Annotated in this window: 16 protein-coding genes; all 16 read left to right on the top strand. The window is 69.2% G+C overall.

Going from position 1 to position 17,313, the window contains the following annotated elements:
- Window positions 1-48 precede the first annotated feature (48 nt).
- The 16 genes from accB to hflX all read left to right on the top strand — a co-directional run bounded on the left by accB (window position 49) and on the right by hflX (window position 17,300).
- Window positions 49-528 (top strand): acetyl-CoA carboxylase biotin carboxyl carrier protein, encoded by a 480-nt coding sequence (gene accB, locus IPG05_08140; GenBank protein MBK6495059.1) that lies wholly within the window; start codon window positions 49-51, stop codon window positions 526-528.
- The gene (locus tag IPG05_08145) at window positions 521-1,693 is read left to right on the top strand and encodes a PilT/PilU family type 4a pilus ATPase (protein MBK6495060.1); all 1,173 of its coding nucleotides are present in this window, start codon (window positions 521-523) and stop codon (window positions 1,691-1,693) included. Before accB ends, IPG05_08145 begins: the two co-directional genes overlap by 8 nt.
- Window positions 1,693-3,069 carry an acetyl-CoA carboxylase biotin carboxylase subunit gene (gene accC, locus IPG05_08150; protein ID MBK6495061.1) on the top strand — a complete coding sequence of 459 codons (1,377 nt, stop codon included), beginning with the start codon at window positions 1,693-1,695 and terminating at the stop codon, window positions 3,067-3,069. Before IPG05_08145 ends, accC begins: the two co-directional genes overlap by 1 nt.
- Window positions 3,066-3,806, top strand: a complete 741-nt coding sequence (locus IPG05_08155) for a 2-phosphosulfolactate phosphatase (GenBank protein ID MBK6495062.1) — start codon at window positions 3,066-3,068, stop codon at window positions 3,804-3,806. Before accC ends, IPG05_08155 begins: the two co-directional genes overlap by 4 nt.
- Window positions 3,803-6,022: a DNA translocase FtsK gene (locus IPG05_08160; protein ID MBK6495063.1), complete on the top strand. Its 2,220-nt coding sequence runs from the start codon at window positions 3,803-3,805 to the stop codon at window positions 6,020-6,022. The genes IPG05_08155 and IPG05_08160 overlap by 4 nt, the downstream gene beginning before the upstream one ends.
- Before the next feature lie 105 nt (window positions 6,023-6,127).
- A complete protein-coding gene (locus IPG05_08165) occupies window positions 6,128-6,529 on the top strand; it encodes a YraN family protein (GenBank protein MBK6495064.1) in 402 nt (133 codons plus the stop codon).
- Between the two features lie 185 nt (window positions 6,530-6,714).
- Window positions 6,715-7,770: a recombinase RecA gene (gene recA / locus IPG05_08170; GenBank protein MBK6495065.1), complete on the top strand. Its 1,056-nt coding sequence runs from the start codon at window positions 6,715-6,717 to the stop codon at window positions 7,768-7,770.
- On the top strand, window positions 7,767-8,399 hold the full coding sequence (locus tag IPG05_08175) for a regulatory protein RecX (protein MBK6495066.1): 633 nt from the start codon (window positions 7,767-7,769) through the stop codon (window positions 8,397-8,399). Before recA ends, IPG05_08175 begins: the two co-directional genes overlap by 4 nt.
- The gene (gene alaS / locus IPG05_08180) at window positions 8,371-11,055 is read left to right on the top strand and encodes an alanine--tRNA ligase (protein MBK6495067.1); all 2,685 of its coding nucleotides are present in this window, start codon (window positions 8,371-8,373) and stop codon (window positions 11,053-11,055) included. Before IPG05_08175 ends, alaS begins: the two co-directional genes overlap by 29 nt.
- Window positions 11,052-11,354, top strand: a complete 303-nt coding sequence (locus tag IPG05_08185) for a hypothetical protein (GenBank protein MBK6495068.1) — start codon at window positions 11,052-11,054, stop codon at window positions 11,352-11,354. Before alaS ends, IPG05_08185 begins: the two co-directional genes overlap by 4 nt.
- Complete coding sequence (locus tag IPG05_08190) at window positions 11,351-12,109, top strand: hypothetical protein (protein ID MBK6495069.1); 759 nt, start codon at window positions 11,351-11,353, stop codon at window positions 12,107-12,109. The genes IPG05_08185 and IPG05_08190 overlap by 4 nt, the downstream gene beginning before the upstream one ends.
- Window positions 12,102-12,677, top strand: a complete 576-nt coding sequence (locus IPG05_08195) for an SIS domain-containing protein (protein MBK6495070.1) — start codon at window positions 12,102-12,104, stop codon at window positions 12,675-12,677. Before IPG05_08190 ends, IPG05_08195 begins: the two co-directional genes overlap by 8 nt.
- Window positions 12,674-13,429 carry an SDR family oxidoreductase gene (locus IPG05_08200; GenBank protein ID MBK6495071.1) on the top strand — a complete coding sequence of 252 codons (756 nt, stop codon included), beginning with the start codon at window positions 12,674-12,676 and terminating at the stop codon, window positions 13,427-13,429. Before IPG05_08195 ends, IPG05_08200 begins: the two co-directional genes overlap by 4 nt.
- Window positions 13,429-14,643 carry a CCA tRNA nucleotidyltransferase gene (locus tag IPG05_08205; GenBank protein MBK6495072.1) on the top strand — a complete coding sequence of 405 codons (1,215 nt, stop codon included), beginning with the start codon at window positions 13,429-13,431 and terminating at the stop codon, window positions 14,641-14,643. Before IPG05_08200 ends, IPG05_08205 begins: the two co-directional genes overlap by 1 nt.
- A 41-nt stretch (window positions 14,644-14,684) precedes the next feature.
- Complete coding sequence (locus tag IPG05_08210; protein MBK6495073.1) at window positions 14,685-15,956, top strand: replication-associated recombination protein A; 1,272 nt, start codon at window positions 14,685-14,687, stop codon at window positions 15,954-15,956.
- A 60-nt stretch (window positions 15,957-16,016) separates the two neighbouring features.
- Window positions 16,017-17,300 carry a GTPase HflX gene (hflX, locus tag IPG05_08215; GenBank protein MBK6495074.1) on the top strand — a complete coding sequence of 428 codons (1,284 nt, stop codon included), beginning with the start codon at window positions 16,017-16,019 and terminating at the stop codon, window positions 17,298-17,300.
- The last annotated feature ends 13 nt before the right edge of the window (window positions 17,301-17,313 follow it).

Raw genomic sequence — 17,313 nt, forward strand, 5'->3', positions numbered from 1 at the left:
ATGCAGGAACTCGCCCGCGCGATGGAAAAGATGCCCGGTCTCAAGGGGATCGACCTTCGCGACGTCCGTCGGCTCGCCGCGCTCCTCCGGGAGCAGCCCGAGATCGGCTCGATCGAACTGAAGGGCCTCTTCGGCACCGGGGTGGTGATTACCCGGACCTCGCACGGCGTCGCGTCCAGCGCGCCGGCGGCCCCGATGTATCAGCTCCCCGTGGCTGCTCCGGCGCCCATGGCCGCGCTGCCACCCGCCGGGTCGGACTCCGCGCCGGCGGCGTTGCCGTCGACACTCAAGGAGGTCCGCTCGCCGATGGTGGGGACTCTCTATCTCCAGCCAGAGCCGGGTGCGGAGCCCTACGTCCGCATCGGGTCGCGCGTGACGGCGGGGCAGACCGTCTGCATCATCGAGGCGATGAAGATCATGAACGAGATCGAGGCCGAAGTGTCGGGCATCGTGCGCGAAATCGGCGTCGAGGATTCCTCGCCGGTGGAATACGGCCAGGTGCTCTTCCGCGTGGACCCGAATGGCTGACGAGGCCCCGGCGGAAGTCGTCGGCGTCGGCCCCGTCGCCACCGATGCACCGGGCGGGGGCTTCCAGTTCCGCCAGGCCATCGTGCAGATGGTCCAGCGGGGCGCGTCCGACCTGCTCCTCAAGGCGGGGCGGCCGCCGACGGTCCGCGTCAACGGCAACCTCGAAGCCTTGCCGATGCCGCCACTCAAGCCCGAAGACTTGAAGCAGCTGGGCGAGCAGTTGATGACGCCGCGGCAGGCGCGCGAGTTCGCCGAGACCAAGGAAATGGACTTCGGCATCGGCGTGCCCGGCATCGGTCGTTTCCGGACCAACCTGTACAATCAGCGGGGCACCGTCGCGTTCGCGTTGCGCGCCATTCCGTACGAAGTGCGCACCATCAGCGAGCTGCAGCTTCCCGCGGTCATCGAGGCGCTGGCGTCGCGTCCGCGCGGCCTGGTGCTCGTCACCGGCGTCACCGGCTCCGGCAAGTCGACCACGCTCGCGGCGATGATCGAACACATCAATCGCACCCGTCGCGTGAACATCATCACGGTCGAGGACCCGATCGAGTTCCTCCACCGCGACCAGCTCTCGAGCGTGTCGCAGCGTGAGGTCGGTTCCGACACGATGTCGTTCGGCGGCGCGCTCCGCCACGTCCTGCGACAGGACCCCGATGTCATCCTCATCGGCGAAATCCGCGACTCCGAGACGATGGACACCGCCCTCAAGGCGGCCGACACCGGCCACCTGGTGCTCTCGACGATTCACACCACGGATGCCACGCAGACCATCTCGCGCATCCTGTCGTTCTATCCGCCGTTCCAGCACGGCGAGATCCGGATGCTCCTCTCCACCGCGCTCGCCGCGGTGATCTCGATGCGCCTGGTGCCGCGGGCCGATGGTCGTGGCCGCGTGCCGGCGATCGAAATCCTCGTCAACTCCGCCGCCGTCGCCGACAACATCCGCGACATGAACAAGGCGCTGAACATCCCCGACCTGATCGCCGAGGGCGGCGTCTCCTACGGGATGCAGTCCTTCGACCAGTCGCTGATGCGCTGGCTGCAGGAGGGGACCATCGCGTACGACGAGGCCGTGCGGAACGCCACCAACCCGAGCGAATTCGCGCTGCGGGTGTCGGGCATCAGCGCCGCCTCCGATCGCACCTTCAACGACCTGGGACGCTGATGTTTCGCAAGGTGATGGTGGCCAATCGCGGTGAGATCGCGCTCCGCGTGATTCGCGCCTGTCGGGAACTCGGCATCCGGACCGTCGCCGTGTACAGCGAGGCCGATCGAGAATCGCTGCACGTGCGGTTTGCCGACGACGACGTCTGCATCGGGCCGCCGCCGGGGCGGCTCTCCTATCTCCGGATCCCGAACCTGATCGCCGCCGCCGAAGTGACCGGCGCCGACGCGATCCACCCGGGCTACGGCTTCCTCGCCGAGAACGCCGAATTCGCCGACACCTGTCGCGCGTCGAACATCGCCTTCATCGGTCCGACGGGCGACCAGATCCGCTCGATGGGCGACAAGGCGTCGGCACGACGCCTCGCCGCCGAAGCCGGCGTGCCGACGGTGCCGGGCTCGCCGGGGATCATGCGCGACGTCGAGGAAGCGCTGCCGGTGGCCGAGGGGATCGGCTTCCCCGTGATCATCAAGGCGACGGCCGGCGGCGGCGGGAAGGGGATGCGGATCGCGCACGATGCCGACTCGTTCCCGCAGCTCTTCTCGCTGGCGCAGAACGAGGCGCTCTCCGCCTTCGGCAACGGCGATGTCTACGTCGAGAAGTACCTCGCACGGCCGCGCCACGTCGAGATCCAGGTGCTCGGCGACTTGCACGGCACCGTGATCCACCTTGGTGAACGTGACTGCTCGGTGCAGCGCCGCCACCAGAAGCTGATCGAGGAATCGCCGTCGCCGGCGCTCACGCCCGAGTTGCGGGCGCGGATGGGCGAGGCGGCGGTGCAGCTCGCCTCCGCAATCGACTACGCCGGCGCGGGGACGATCGAGTTCCTCCTCGACGAGGACGGCTCGTTCTACTTCATGGAGATGAACACGCGGATTCAGGTCGAGCATCCCGTGACCGAGATGGTCACCGGGCATGACCTGGTGAAGGAACAGATCCGCGTGGCGGCCGGCGAGCCGCTCTCGTTCGGGATCACGCCGCTGGTCGGGCACGCGATCGAGGTGCGCATCAACGCCGAAGATCCCTACCGGAACTTCCAGCCGTGCCCGGGGCTCATCACCGCCTACCATCCGCCCGGCGGCCCCGGCGTCCGCGTCGACACGCACGTCTACGCCGGCTACACCGTGCCGCCGTACTACGACTCGCTGCTCGCCAAGCTGATCGTCTGGGGCCGCGACCGGACCGAGGCGCTGGCGCGGCTCGGGCAGGCGCTCGACTCGTTCATCCTCGAAGGGGTCACCACCACGATTCCCTTCCTGGCGCGCGTCATCCGCCACCCGGACTTCGTCGCCGGCAACGTCGACACCAAGTTTCTCGAGCGCGAGGCCCAACTGCTCCGTCCGGAGCCCGCGCCCAGCGAGTCGCGCGAGGGATGACCGTCCACGTCGCCTTCACGCCGCTCGGGCTCCCGACAGCGGACGTGGCGGGGCGCACGGTCGTCGTGATCGACATCCTGCGTGCCACCACCACCATGACGGCGGCGCTCCATCATGGTGCGCGCGCCGTGATCGTCGCGGCCGAGACGGACGAGGCGATCACGCTGGCGCAGTCGCTGGACCGCACCGACGTCCTCCTCGCCGGCGAGCGCCACTGCGTGCGCATCCCCGGCTTCCAGCTGGGCAACTCGCCGGGCGAGATGCTGCCCGAGACCGTGCGCGGCAGGACCCTCGTCATGACCACCACCAATGGCACCCGCGCCCTCCTCGCCACTGCCGGCGCGCACGAAGTGCTGGTGGGTGCGGCGGTGAACCTGAGCGTCGTCGGCGCACGACTGCGGGACGCCGTGGCCGCGGGGCGGGACGTGTTGGTGCTCTGCGCCGGCCGCGAATCGGGCTTCGGCATGGATGACGCGTACCTCGCCGGCCGCTTCGTGACCGAAGCACTCGGCGGGCGTCGCACGCGGAAGGGACTCAACGACGCCGCGATCGTTTCGGTCGACCTGGTGCGCCGCTATGGCCATCGCATCGACCGCGCCCTGGCGCTCTCGGCCGCGGGCCGCGAGCTGATTCGCCTCGGCTTCGGCGCCGATGTCGAGGCTGCCGGTCAGATCGACACCCATCCGGTGCTCCCGACCTACCACGATCGCCGCGTCACGCTGGCGGCAGCCGCATGAGCGGCGAGAATCGTCGCAAGCTCTGGGCGGTGCTCGCGCTCGTGGCCGGCGCGTTCCTCGCGCTCGCCCTGCTGCCATTCAACATCACCGGTCCGCTCGGCTCCGCCATCGGGCCGGCGCTCTGGCAGGCGCTCGGGCTCGGTGCCGTCGGTGCCCCGCTCCTCGGGTTGTTGCTGGGACTCGCCGGCTTTGATCGGCTGCCGCGCCTCGACATGAAGCGCGCCGCGATTCTCACGCTCGGTGGCGCGATCCTGATTCCGTACGTCATCGCCGTGCTGGTGCGGGCCGAGCAGTCGTTCTATCTCGTGCCGCCAGCGGAGTGGAGCTGGGCGGCGCGGGTGACGGGCTGGTTCCCCGGCTTCCTGGCACGCAGCGCTCTGGATTCGATCGGCACCGCCGGCGGGCTGCTGGTCGGCTTCGTCGTCCTGACGGCCACCACGCTCGGCACCCTCGCCTGGCATCCGCTGCAGCGCCTCGAACGCCCCGCCGAGCCGGCGCCGCTCAAGGTGGGGCGTGCCGTGCCGGTGAAGCGCGTCGTCGAGCCCGAGCCGGTCGCCGCCGACGAGGAGGAGGAGGTCTCGCAGGAGGAACTCTTCCAACCCTCGAAGGCGAAGCCGAAAAAGCGCACGATGGCGGAGGAGCTGGAGCTGCCACTGCCGCCGCCGCGGCCCGTCGACGAGGCGCTGCCCCCACTCGACCTTCTCGACCTCCCCAAGGGCGGCAACGTCGAGGCCGATGAGGCGGAGTTGCAACGGCTGGGCGAGTTGCTGCTCGCCACGCTGAAGACGTTCAAGGTCGAGGGGACGCTCGCCGGCATCACCAGCGGGCCGACGGTCTCGCAGTTCGAGGTGGTCCCCGCGTCGGGTGTGAAGGCCGGGCGCATCGTGGCGCTTGCCGATGACCTCGCGATCACCATGCGCGCGCAGTCGTTGCGCGTCGCCCCGATTCCCGGGCGTGGCGCCGTCGGCGTCGAGATCCCGAACCCGAAGCCGCGCATGGTCACGTTGCGCGAACTGCTCGCGAGCGACACCTGGCGCAGCTCGACGGCGCTGTTGCCGATCGCGATCGGACGCGACGTCGAGGGGAAGCCGGTCGTCGCCGACCTCGCGAAGATGCCGCACTTGCTGGTCGCCGGCGCGACGGGCTCGGGCAAGTCGGTGGCGATCAACACCATCGTCACCTCGCTGATCTATCGCTACACGCCGCGCGAGCTGCGGCTGCTGATGGTCGACCCGAAGATGGTCGAGCTCTCGATGTACAACGACCTGCCGCACCTGCGCCACCGGGTCGTGACCGACAACAACGACGCGGCGACCTTGCTCAAGTGGGCCGTGTACGAGATGAACCGTCGCTATGCGCTGTTGCACGCCAATGGCGCGCGCCAGCTGCTCGATTTCAACAAGAAAGTGCGCGACGGCAAGCCGCTGAAGAATCCGGCGTCCGCCAAGCCGTCGCTGACGACCATCGCGAAGGAAGCGCCCGATACGCCGCCGGGCGAGCCCTGGAACGACACGTACAGCGAAGGCGAGCTCCCGATGATCGTGCTGATCGTCGACGAGCTGGCGGACCTGATGATGACGGTGCAGGCGGAAGTGGAGCGGCCGCTCGCGATGCTGGCGCAGAAGGCGCGCGCGATCGGCATCCACTTGATCCTCGCGACGCAGCGACCGAGCGTGAACGTCCTCACCGGCCTGATCAAGGCGAACTTCCCGTCGCGCATCGCCTTCCGCGTGGCGAGCAAGGTCGACTCGCGCACCATCCTCGACCAGAACGGCGCCGAGGCGCTGCTTGGCAACGGCGACATGCTCTTCCTGCCGCCGGGGCGCAACGAACCGCAGCGGATCCAGGGCGCCTACATCAGCACCGACGAGACCGAACGCGCGATGGCGTGGTATGCGGCCCAGCGCGACGTCGCCGCGCATGGCGGTGAGGAGCACGACATCCTCGAGCTGGTGCGCGCGCAGTCCGGGGAAGGGGAGGACGGCGGTGGCGTCGACGAGGGTGACCGCGACGCGCTCTTCAAGCAGGCCGCCGAACTCTGCCTGCAGCATCAGGGTGGCAGCACCTCGCTCCTCCAGCGCCGCCTCGGCATCGGCTACGGCCGCGCCGCGCGGATCATCGACCAGCTCCACGACGCCGGCATCCTCGGCCCGCCGAACGGCAGCAAGCCAAGAGATGTGATGATCGGAATGCATCAGTTGGATGAGTATACGTAAACGATGATCGACCATCGATGATCGATCATCGATCATCCAGTTTCTCGTACCGCTCCGCACTCCCCCGTACCACGCCGCTCCTTCCGCACACGCGATGTTCCTCGCGTGTCCACTCCCCGCCGCCCTCCCGACCTCTGGACTGACCCCCGCCATCGTGATGGCTGGGAGGCGGAGCTCGTGGCCGGCCGGTGGCTCACCAAGCACGGCTGGCGCGTCGAGGCCCACCGCTTCCGCCTCGGCCGCCACGACCTCGATCTCGTCGCCCGCCGCGGTTCGCTGGTCGCCTTCGTCGAGGTCAAGTGCCGCCGTTCGGCGACATGCGGCATGGGGGCCGAGGCGGTCGGCCCCCGCAAGCGGGCCACGATCGAGCGCCTCGCCTGGGCCTGGCTCCTCCGTCACGGCCAGACCGGCGACCAGTACCGCTTCGACGTCCTGACCCTCGACGGGATGGGGCCAGCGGCCCAGCTGACCCACATCGAGGACGCTTGGCGTCCCGATTGGCGTTGAAATGTCACATATGGCGCAAAATACTACACATTGAGACTCTTGCTTCGGAGTAGTTTCGGTTGTAGCTTGGTAGAAGCTAGATTGGTGGAGTGAAATGCTCCACTGCGCGATGATCGATGATCGATCATCGATGATCGATCATCCCGTGTCGCCCTTCAATCACCATTCGCCAGGATCCCAACGCCATGTCCGTCACCGAATCCCGCGTCGACACCGAGAAGAAGAAGGCCCTCAACCTTGCCATCTCCCAGATCGAGAAGCAGCTGGGGAAGGGCTCGATCATGCGGATGGGGGCGGACCGGCCCCGCGTGAAGATCGACGCCATCTCCACCGGCGCCATCAACCTCGATGCGGCCACCGGCATCGGCGGCGTCCCTCGCGGCCGGATCACCGAGATCTACGGCCCCGAGTCGTCAGGCAAGACGACGCTCTGCTTGCATCTCGTCGCCAACGTGCAGAAGTCCGGCGGGGTGGCGGCTTACGTCGACGCCGAACACGCCCTCGACATCGAGTACGCCAAGAAGCTCGGCGTCGACATCGAGAACCTGCTGGTCTCGCAGCCCGACACCGGCGAACAGGCCCTCGAGATCGTCGAGATCCTGGTCCGCTCCGGCGCTGTCGACCTGGTGGTGATCGACTCGGTCGCCGCGCTGGTGCCGAAGGCCGAAATCGAAGGCGAGATGGGCGATTCCCACATGGGCCTCCAGGCGCGCCTCATGAGCCAGGCCCTCCGCAAGCTGGCCGGCGCGATCAACCGGACCCACTGCTCGGTGGTCTTCATCAACCAGCTGCGCGAGAAGATCGGCGTGATGTTCGGCAACCCGGAGACCACCACCGGCGGCAAGGCGCTCAAGTTCTACGCCTCGCTCCGCATGGACATCCGCCGCATCGGGCCGGTCAAGGAACGCGAGGCCGTCATCGGGTCGCACGTCCGCGTGAAGGTGGTGAAGAACAAGGTGGCGCCGCCGTTCAAGCAGGCGGAGTTCGACGTCATGTTCGACGAAGGGATCTCGCACACCGGCCTGCTGGTCGACATCGCCTCCGAGGCGGGGATCATCCAGAAGTCGGGCGCGTGGTACTCCTACGGCGAGCAGCGCATCGGGCAGGGGCGCGAGAACGCCAAGCTCTTCCTCAAGGACAACGCCGCTCTGATGGCCGAGGTCGAGGCCAAGGTGAAGGAGTCGCTGGGCATGCTGGCCGCCGCGGGTCCGGGCGTCCCCGATGAGGAAGACGGCGAGTGATCATCGAAGCACTGGTCCCCGATCCACGGCGTCCCGGGAGCACCCGGGTCATCGTGGATGGGCGGCCCGCCTGGACCGTGCCGGCCGATGTCGTGGCAGCCCTCGGGCTCGCCCCGGCTCGGCCGCTCCCGGCCGGTGGGGTGGCGGCACTCGATGCCGCGGCCGATGAAGAAGCCGCATTCCGCGCCGCCATCAAGGCGATCGAGCAACGGGCCCACGGCACCGTCGAGTTGACCCGGAAGTTGGGCCGACGGAGTCATGGCCCCGACGCGGTGGCGGGCGCCGTGGCTCGGCTGACCACGTTGGGGTTGCTCGACGACGCGGCGTTTGCCCGCGGCTATGTCGAAGTGCGAGCGCGTCGGGGCAGCGGCCCGATGCGCATCCGGCACGACCTCGCGCGGCTGGGCGTCCCGAATGAGCTGGTGGCTGCCGCCCTGGTCACGCTCCAGGACGAGGAAGCCCCCGACCCGATGGCCAAGACGCTGGCACAGGCCGAGCGTCGCGTGGCCGGCATGAAGGGACTCACCCGTGACGCCAAGCGGCGTCGGTTGCTGGCCTTCTTCGCACGCCGGGGGTGGGCCGGGGCCGTGGCCAACGGCCATGTCCGGCGGTTGGTGGGGGAGGGCTGACGGGCCGGGGTTGGTTAGATTCCGCCCCATGAATGCCGCCCAGATTCGCCGCCGATTCCTCGACTATTTCGTCGCCCAGGGTCACACCGAGGTCGCCTCGTCGACCCTCGTTCCCGCCGACGACCCGACGCTCCTCTTCACCAACGCCGGCATGGTGCAGTTCAAGCGCACCTTCCTCGGGCAGGACCCGCGCAGCTATGTCCGCGCGGTCACCTGCCAGAAGTGCGTGCGCGCTGGCGGGAAGCACAACGACCTCGAACAGGTCGGGCTGACCCGCCGTCACCACACCTTCTTCGAGATGCTCGGCAATTTCTCGTTCGGCGACTACTTCAAGCGCGACGCCATCAAGTTCGCCTGGGAGTTCGTCACCTCGCCCGAGTACCTCGGCATCCCGGCCGATCGCCTGCGCGTCACGGTGCACCACACCGATGACGAGGCGCGCGCGCTCTGGCTCGAGCACTCGACGCTCCCCGCCGACCGGATCTACGGCCTCGGCGACAAGGACAACTTCTGGCAGATGGGCGATACCGGTCCGTGCGGCCCCTGCTCGGAGATCTACGTCGACCTGAAGTGGACGCCGGGGAGCACGCCCGTCGCGATGTCGCAGGCCGATTTCGAAGTGGAAGCCGAAGCAGGCCGGTTCCTCGAGATCTGGAACCTGGTCTTCATGCAGTTCGATCGCTCCGCCGACGGGACGCTCACGCCGCTGCCAAAGCCCAGCGTCGACACCGGGGCCGGCCTGGAGCGGATCACCGCCGTGCTGCAGGGGCAGGACGACAACTTCCACACCGACCTCTTCCGTCCGCTGATCGCCGATGTGGAGCGGCTCGTCGGCGCGCCGTATCCGGGTGGGCCCGAGGGGACCGGTATTTCGTACCGCGTGCTCGCCGACCACGCGCGCGCGGTGTCGTTCCTGCTGCTCGATGGTGTCTATCCGAGCAACGAGGGACGCGGCTACGTGCTGCGCCGCATCCTCCGCCGCGCGGTGCGCCATGCCTGGCTGCTCGGCCGCCGCGAGCCGACGCTGGTCGAGCTGGTGCCGACCGTCGTCGCCCTGATGGGCGAGGCCTATCCGGTGCTCGTGGAGAAGCAGGCGTTCGTCGCCGAGACGATTCGTCAGGAAGAAGCCCGCTTCCTCGAGACGATCGAGGCGGGACTCTCGCGGCTCGAAGAGATTCGCGCCGCCGGCACCACGCGCATCGCCGGCGACGAGGCCTTCAAGCTGTTCGACACCTTCGGCTTCCCGCTTGACCTCACGGTGCTGATCGCCGAGGAGATGGGGATCAGCGTCGACACCGCCGGCTTCGACGTCGCGATGACGGAGCAGCGCGAGCGGAGTCGTGCCGCGGCCGGGAAGGGCCAGAAGCTCCAGGCCGAATCCGGAACATTCACGATAGTCGGTGGCGATGCATCGCTCGTTCACGGGCGAGTGTCAAAGTTCGTCGGCTACACCGAACTCGCCGCCGAGACCGAAGTGCTAAGCAATGTCGAGGCCGCCGCGAACGGCATCCTCGTCCTGCGCGAGTCGCCCTTCTACGCCACCAGCGGCGGCCAGCAGGCCGACCATGGCATCGTCGAGGGCGAGGGGTGGCGCTTCCGCGTGACCGACGTCGTCAAGGACGCCGAACTTGGGCAGCGGTTGCTGGGCACGCTCGAGGGGAGCTTCGCGCCCGGCGCGGTGCACGCCACGGTCGACGCCGCGCGTCGCGCGGAGATCGAGCGCAACCACTCCGCGACCCACCTCGCGCACATGGTGCTCCGCCGTCACCTCGGTGGGCACGTGCGGCAGCAGGGGTCGCTCGTCGAGCCCACGCGGCTCCGTTTCGACTTCTCGCACGGTGGTCCGGTCGACGCAGCGCAGCTCGCCGACATCGAGGCCGAAGTGAACGACCTCGTGCTTGCCAATGCGCCGGTCGACATCCGCGAGATGTCGTATCCCGACGCGCTCGCCAAGGGAGCGATGGCGTTCTTCGCCGACAAGTACGGCGACGTGGTGCGGGTGGTGACGATGGGCGACTCGATCGAACTCTGCGGCGGCACGCATGTGCGGACCACCGGGCAGATCGGTCTCTTCCGCTTCACCGCGCAGGGTGGCGTGGCGGCGGGTGTGCGTCGGATCGAGGCGATCACCGGTCACGGCGCCTACGCGGCGGTGCGTGCGGCCGAGGGGCGGATCGCCGCCTTGGCGCAGAGCCTCAAGGCACAGCCCGACCAGATCGAGCGGAAGCTGGAGGCGATGCTCGCCGAGCGCGAGAAGCTCGAGGCCCGACTCGCCGAGGCGCTCAAGGGTGGCGGCACGGCAGAGGCCACGTTGCTCTCGGCCGGTCCGGTCACGATTCACCTGCGCAGCACGGTCACGGAGGATCGGGCACAACTGGGTGAATTGGCCGATGCCTTCCGCGGCGCGGAGAAGGCGCAGGCGATGCTGATGCTGGTCAACCCGACCTTGCCCGCCGCGATCACGCTGGCGGTGTCGGATGACCTCATCGCCGCCGGCAAGGATGCCAACGCCGCGATGAAGCTCCTCACCGGCGCGTTTGGTGGGCGCGGTGGCGGGCGGCCGACCTTCGCGAGCGGCTCGCTCGGCGTCGACAACGTCGAGGCCGTGGTCGTTGATCGCATCGTGCCGTTGGTGGCGGAGTGGATCGGCGCGTGAGTGATACCTCGGCGGCCTGGTTCGCCGCGCGGACCGAGGGCGCACCGGCGCGGCTCGTGGCAGCGAGCGCCGGATGGTTGCACGGGAGTGCGGGGGCGACCGTGGGCGATCGGCTCACCGACGCCGGACACCGCGCACTCGGCGCGGCCATCGCGGCCGGGGCCACGCGGGACGCGGCGCTCGACCTGCTGGCGGCCGATGCCCTCATCACCTTGGCGCTGCTGGCCGGGGCCGAGGACGACCCGATGGCGCTGCGGGAACGCGCCGTCGCCATCCGGGCGGCGGTGACATCGGCATGATCGACCTCCACTCGCATGTCCTCCCTGGCGTCGACGACGGATCACGAAGCGTCGAGCAGTCGGTGCGCGTCCTCCGCACCTTCGCGATGAAGGGCATCACCGACGTCGCCTGCACGCCGCACCTCCTCTCGTCGCAGCTCGCCGCCGGCTTTCCGCCCGCCTACGATGCTGCATGGGCGGCGCTCACGGCAGTGGCCCCGCCCGAGGTCCGCCTGCACCGCGGCGCCGAGGTGATGCTGGACCGTCCGGTGCCGGCTGCGGCGGCGGAGCGGGTGGTGACCATCCGGAACTCGCGTTACCTGCTGGTGGAGTTTCCGCGGATGGTCCCGGCGGAGATCGTCGGGCGCGCCCTGTACGAGGTGATTCAGCTCGGGCTGGTGCCGATCCTCGCGCACCCGGAGCGCTACACGTCGTGCACCGTGCCGAGTGTGCGCGCCTGGCGCGAACTCGGCGCCGTGATGCAGGTCGACGCGACCACGCTGACGCTGCCGCGGAGTCGGGGAGACCGCGCGCGCGACATCGTCCGGCACGGGCTGGCCGACATTCTCGCGGCCGACAATCACGGCGACGAACGCAATGTGGCCACCGCGCTGGAGTGGCTGGGCGAGCATGAGGGCGCCGAGCAGGCGTTGCTCCTGCTCGATGCCAATCCGCGCGCCATTCTCGATGACCAGGCGACCTACGAGGTGGATCCGCTCCCCGTGCGCGATTCCCTCTGGCGCAAGATGCAGCGGATGTTCGCCTCCGATGAGTGACGCCTCCCGGATCAGCGCCGGCCTCCGCGAGCTCGCCCTCCTCACCGAGCTCGTGGCCGCCCACCCCGATGGTCTCGACGCCATCGTCGCGGCGATGCGTCGCTGCCTGGCCGAGGGCGGCACGCTTTTCTTCGCGGGCAATGGCGGTTCCGCCGCCGACGCGCAGCACCTCGCGGCGGAATACGTCGTGAAGTATCACGCGACCCAGCGGAAGGCGTTGCGCGCCCTGGCGCTCACCACCGACACGTCGATCCTCACCGCGTCCGCCAACGACCTCGGCGCCGATGCGCTCTTCGCGCGGCAACTCGAGGCGCTTGCCCGACCCGGCGACGTGCTGGTGCTGCACAGCACGTCGGGGAATTCGCCCAACTGCCTCGTGGCGGCACGGCGGGCCCGCGAGCTGCAGGTCACGACCGTGGCGATGCTCGGCGGCGACGGTGGGGCGCTGCTTGGGTTGGTGGATCATGCGTTCGTGGTTCCGGACCGCCGCGTGAACCACGTGCAAGAGGTACACCTCGCCGTGCAGCACCAGATCGCCGCCATTCTGACGACCGAATTCGGCGGATGATCTCGCTGCAGGGGAAGCGCATCCTGGTGACCGGTGGCTCGCGAGGGATCGGGCGTGCCACGGCGTTGCTCTGTGCCAAGGCCGGGGCCGACGTTGGCATCACCTACCACACCCGTCGAGCCGACGCCGATGCGGTGGCCAAGGCGGTGCGGGCGATGGGACGCCGGGCGTATGTGGGCGGCGGCGACCTCGGCGATCCGAAGCGCGTGGCGCAGTGCTTCGCCGAAGTGCAGGCCGCCTTCGGCGGGCTGGATGGCTTCGTGGCGAACCACGGCATCTGGCCGGCGGCCGAGACGCCTCTTTCCGCGATGGCGCCGGAGCGGTGGCGCGAGACACTGCGTGTCAATCTCGATTCTCTCTTCCTCACCACGCGCGCCGCCATCGGCTTGATGCGGGGCAGCGGGCGCATCGTGATGATTGCCTCGACGGCGGGGCAGCGCGGCGAAGCGTTCCACGCCGACTACGCCGCGTCGAAGGGGGCGATGATCGCCCTGGTAAAGTCCCTCGCGATTGAATGCGCGCCGGGGGTTGCCGTCAACGCGGTCGCGCCGGGGTGGGTCGACACCGAGATGACCACCACCGCGCTCGGCGATCCGCAGGCGCGCGACGCCATCGCGGCGACGATTCCGGTGGGCCGCGTGGCCACTGCCGACGACATCGCCGGGCCCGTGCTCTTTCTGCTCTCCGATCTCGCCCGGCATCTGACCGGCGAGATCCTCAACGTGAACGGCGGCAGCGTACTCTGCGGCTGATGTCGGAGGCGTCCACGCCAGGTCCCGACGCGATTCGGATTCCCGAGCAGGTCATCGGCATCGTGCGCCGCCTCGAAGAGGCGGGGTACGAAACGTGGTGCGTTGGCGGCGCGATTCGCGACGCGTTGCTCGGTGGCGCGGGCAGCGACGTCGATCTCGCGACGGCGGCACCACCGACCGTGGTGCGCTCGCTCTTCCGGCGGACGATCGCCGTCGGGATCGAGCACGGCACCGTTGGTGTCCTCGATGAGCAGGGCATCCTCCACGAGGTGACCACCTTCCGGCACGACGTCGTGACGGATGGACGGCATGCCGTCGTGGCCTTCGGCGCCTCGCTGGAAGAGGATCTTGCCCGCCGCGATTTCACCATCAATGCGATCGCGTATCATCCGGTCCACGACCGGTGGGCCGATCCCTTTGACGGCCGCGCCGACCTGCAACGACGCGTGGTCCGCGCCGTCGGCGATCCGGTCCAGCGGTTTCGCGAAGATCGCCTGAGGATCCTGCGGGCACTCCGCTTCGCGGCACGGCTCGATTTCACGATCGACCCCGCCACGTGGGAGGCCGCTGTTGCGCAGTCGGGCGACATCGCGCATCTCTCGGCGGAGCGCGTACGGGACGAATGGGTGAAGGGGCTGCGCACCGCCCGCGACCCCGCCTCGCTGCTGCGGCTCTGGCTCAGTTCCGGGGCGGCCGCAAGCTGGGTCCCCGAATTGGATGCCGCGCGCGTGGCCCAGCCGGCGCCGACGAGCGACGACCGCGATCCACCACTGCTGACGGCGTACTACTGCGCGCCCTCAGCGAGCGTCTGGCGCCGGCTCAAGGGCTCCACGGCCGAGATCCGCCGGGCCGCGGCGATCGACGCCGGGCCACCGGCGCCGGCGGCGGCCGACGGCGAGTCGGTGCGGCGCTGGATGCACCGCGTTGGCGATGCCGTCAGCGATCTCGTCCGATTGGCGCAGTGGGGCGGCGAGGTGGCGGATGGTTGGGATGATGAGGTCGCCGCCACCACGTTGCGCGGCGACCCCACCACGCGCGGGCAGCTCGCCATCACCGGCAATGACCTGATCGCGGCTGGGATTGTGAACCCCGGACCCGCGCTGGGGCTACTGCTTGACCAGCTCCTCGATGCCGTGTTGACCGACCCCGCGCGCAACAGCCGGGAGCAGCTGCTGGCCCGTGCCCGCGACCTCGCGCACGAGCTGGACCGGTGACCGACTCGCTCTTCGCCCCGCCGGAACCGCTCGCGGCCCGGATGCGGCCGCGCACCCTCGATGACTACGCCGGTCAGCAGCATCTCCTCGCCGTCGGCAAGCCGCTTGGCGATGCCATCCGTCGTGGTGATGTCGGGAGCATCGTGCTCTGGGGGCCGCCCGGCACCGGCAAGACCACACTGGCCCGCTTGGTGGCGCGGCACACGGAACGGGCCTTCGTCCCGTTCTCGGCGGTCAGCGAAGGGATCCCGCGTGTCCGGGAGATCATCAAGGAAGCGGAGGAGCGCCGCCGCCTCGGCCGTGGCACCATCCTCTTCGTCGATGAGATTCACCGTCTCAATCGCGGCCAACAGGATGCCTTTCTTCCGGCGGTGGAGCAGGGGATCGTCACGCTGATTGGTGCCACCACCGAGAACCCATCCTTCGAGTTGAACGCCGCGCTGCTGTCGCGCGCGCGGGTGTGGGTGCTCCAGCCGTTGGCGCCAGAGGAGATCGCCGCGGTCGTGGACCGCGCGGTGGCCAGTGATGACGGACTCCGCAACGGCGTGACGATCCCCGCCGACGCGCGCGACCTCCTGGCCCGCGTCGCCGATGGCGATGCGCGGCGGGCGCTCACCATTCTGGAGGCCGCGGCGCAGCATGTGGGCAGCGGTGGCACGATCACCCCCGAAGTGATCGAAGCGACGATGGCCCGTCGCCTCGCGTCGCATGACAAGGCGGGTGAGCAGCACTACGACCTCATCTCCGCGCTCCACAAGGCGGTGCGTGGCAGCGATCCACAGGGCGCCTTGTACTGGCTCGCCCGGATCCTGCAGGGTGGTGAGGACCCGATGTTCCTGGCGCGACGGTTGGTGCGCATGGCCACGGAGGACATCGGTCTCGCTGATCCTCGCGCACTGGAAGTCGCCATCGCCGGACGCGATGCCTTCCATTTTCTTGGCAGCCCCGAAGGCGAGCTGGCCCTGGCGGAGGTGGCGGTCTATCTCGCGACGGCGCCGAAGAGCAACCGCGTCTACGTGGCGTGGGGCGCCGCACAGGCGGCCGCCGCCGACTCGCCCGCCGCCCCGGTGCCGCTGCACATTCGCAACGCGCCGACCGGCTTGATGGAGGAGCTCGGCTACGGGGCGGGCTACAAGTATGCCTTCGATGATCCCTCCGGCTTCGTCGCCCAGCAGTACCTCCCCGATGCCCTCAAGGACGCCGAGTTCTATCGGCCGGGACCGTTCGGGCAGGAGCAGCGGATCGCCGAGCGGATGAAGTGGTGGCAGGAGCGCGGCGCTGCCGACCCCCCGCGCCCCCCATCGAAGGACTGAGTGCGGCCGACCCCGGGCACGGCGTCACTATCTTGAGAATCATCCCTGTCGGAGTCGAGCATGCGCGCGCCAATTGAAGTCGTCCCCCCGCGGGAGCGTGTCATCCTCGTTGCCGCCCCCCGCAAGGGGAGCAGCGACGCGCAGAAGCTCGAGGAACACCTCGGCGAACTGTCGCGCCTGGTCGATACCGCCGGCGGGGAGATCGTTGGTCGGCTGACACAGCAGATCGCCTCCGCGTCCGCGGCCACCCTCATCGGCGAGGGCAAGGTCGAGGAACTCGCCAAGCTCGTCTTCGACACCAAGGCGACGCTGGTGGTGTTCGACGAAGAGCTGTCGCCGGCGCAGGGGCAGGGGATCGAGGAGCAGACGCGCACGCGCGTCATGGACCGCGCCGAGATCATTCTCGACATCTTCGCGACGCGGGCACGCAGCCACGAGGCGAAGCTGCAGGTCGAACTGGCCCAATTGCAGTACATGCTGCCGCGACTCACACGGATGTGGACGCACTTGTCGCGGACGCGCGGCGGCATCGGCCTTCGGGGTCCGGGCGAGACGCAGCTCGAGACGGACCGTCGGATGATCCGTACCAAGATCGCCCTGCTCCGCGAGAAGTTGCGCGACGTGCAGCGGCACCGCGAGACGATCCGCTCGGGCCGGAGCGTGATGCTCGGCGCGGCGCTGGTGGGGTACACCAACGCGGGCAAGTCGAGCATCCTGCGCGGACTCTCCGGCGAGCACGAGATCTTCGTCGAGGATCGGCTCTTCGCGACACTCGACACGCTCACCCGCGAAGTCGACCTCGGTGACAACCTCCGGGTCCGCCTGAGCGACACCGTCGGCTTCATTCGCAAGCTGCCGCACCATCTCGTCGCGTCGTTCCGCGCCACCCTCGAGGAGGCCGGCGAGGCCGACATCCTCCTCCACGTCGTCGATGCCTCCCACGATGAGTGGGAGGACCAGATGCACACCGTCGAGGAAGTGCTGACCGAACTGGGGCTGGAGGAGAAGCCGGTCCAGGTCGTCTTCAACAAGCTGGACGCTCTGGCGGACCCGAACGCCTTCGCGACCCTGGCCCACGAGCGTTACCCCGACGCGATCTTCACGAGCACGATGCGGATTGACGGCCTCCAGTCGCTGAAATCGGCGCTGCGGGGCCGGGCAGAGGCGATCCGCCCCGTGGTACGGGTCCTGCTGGATCCGTCGGACGGGAAGCGGCTGGGCCAGTTGCACCGGATCGGCGATGTCCTGCGGCAGTCGTTGGAGGAGGGGCAGTTGGCGGTGATGGTCCGCCTCGAGCCCTGGCGGGCCGAGCAGCTGCGGCGCGACGGCGTCACGGTGCGCTAACACATTTCGGGGA

The sequence above is a fragment of the Gemmatimonadota bacterium genome, from assembly GCA_016704275.1.
Taxonomy (GTDB): domain Bacteria; phylum Gemmatimonadota; class Gemmatimonadetes; order Gemmatimonadales; family GWC2-71-9; genus Palsa-1233.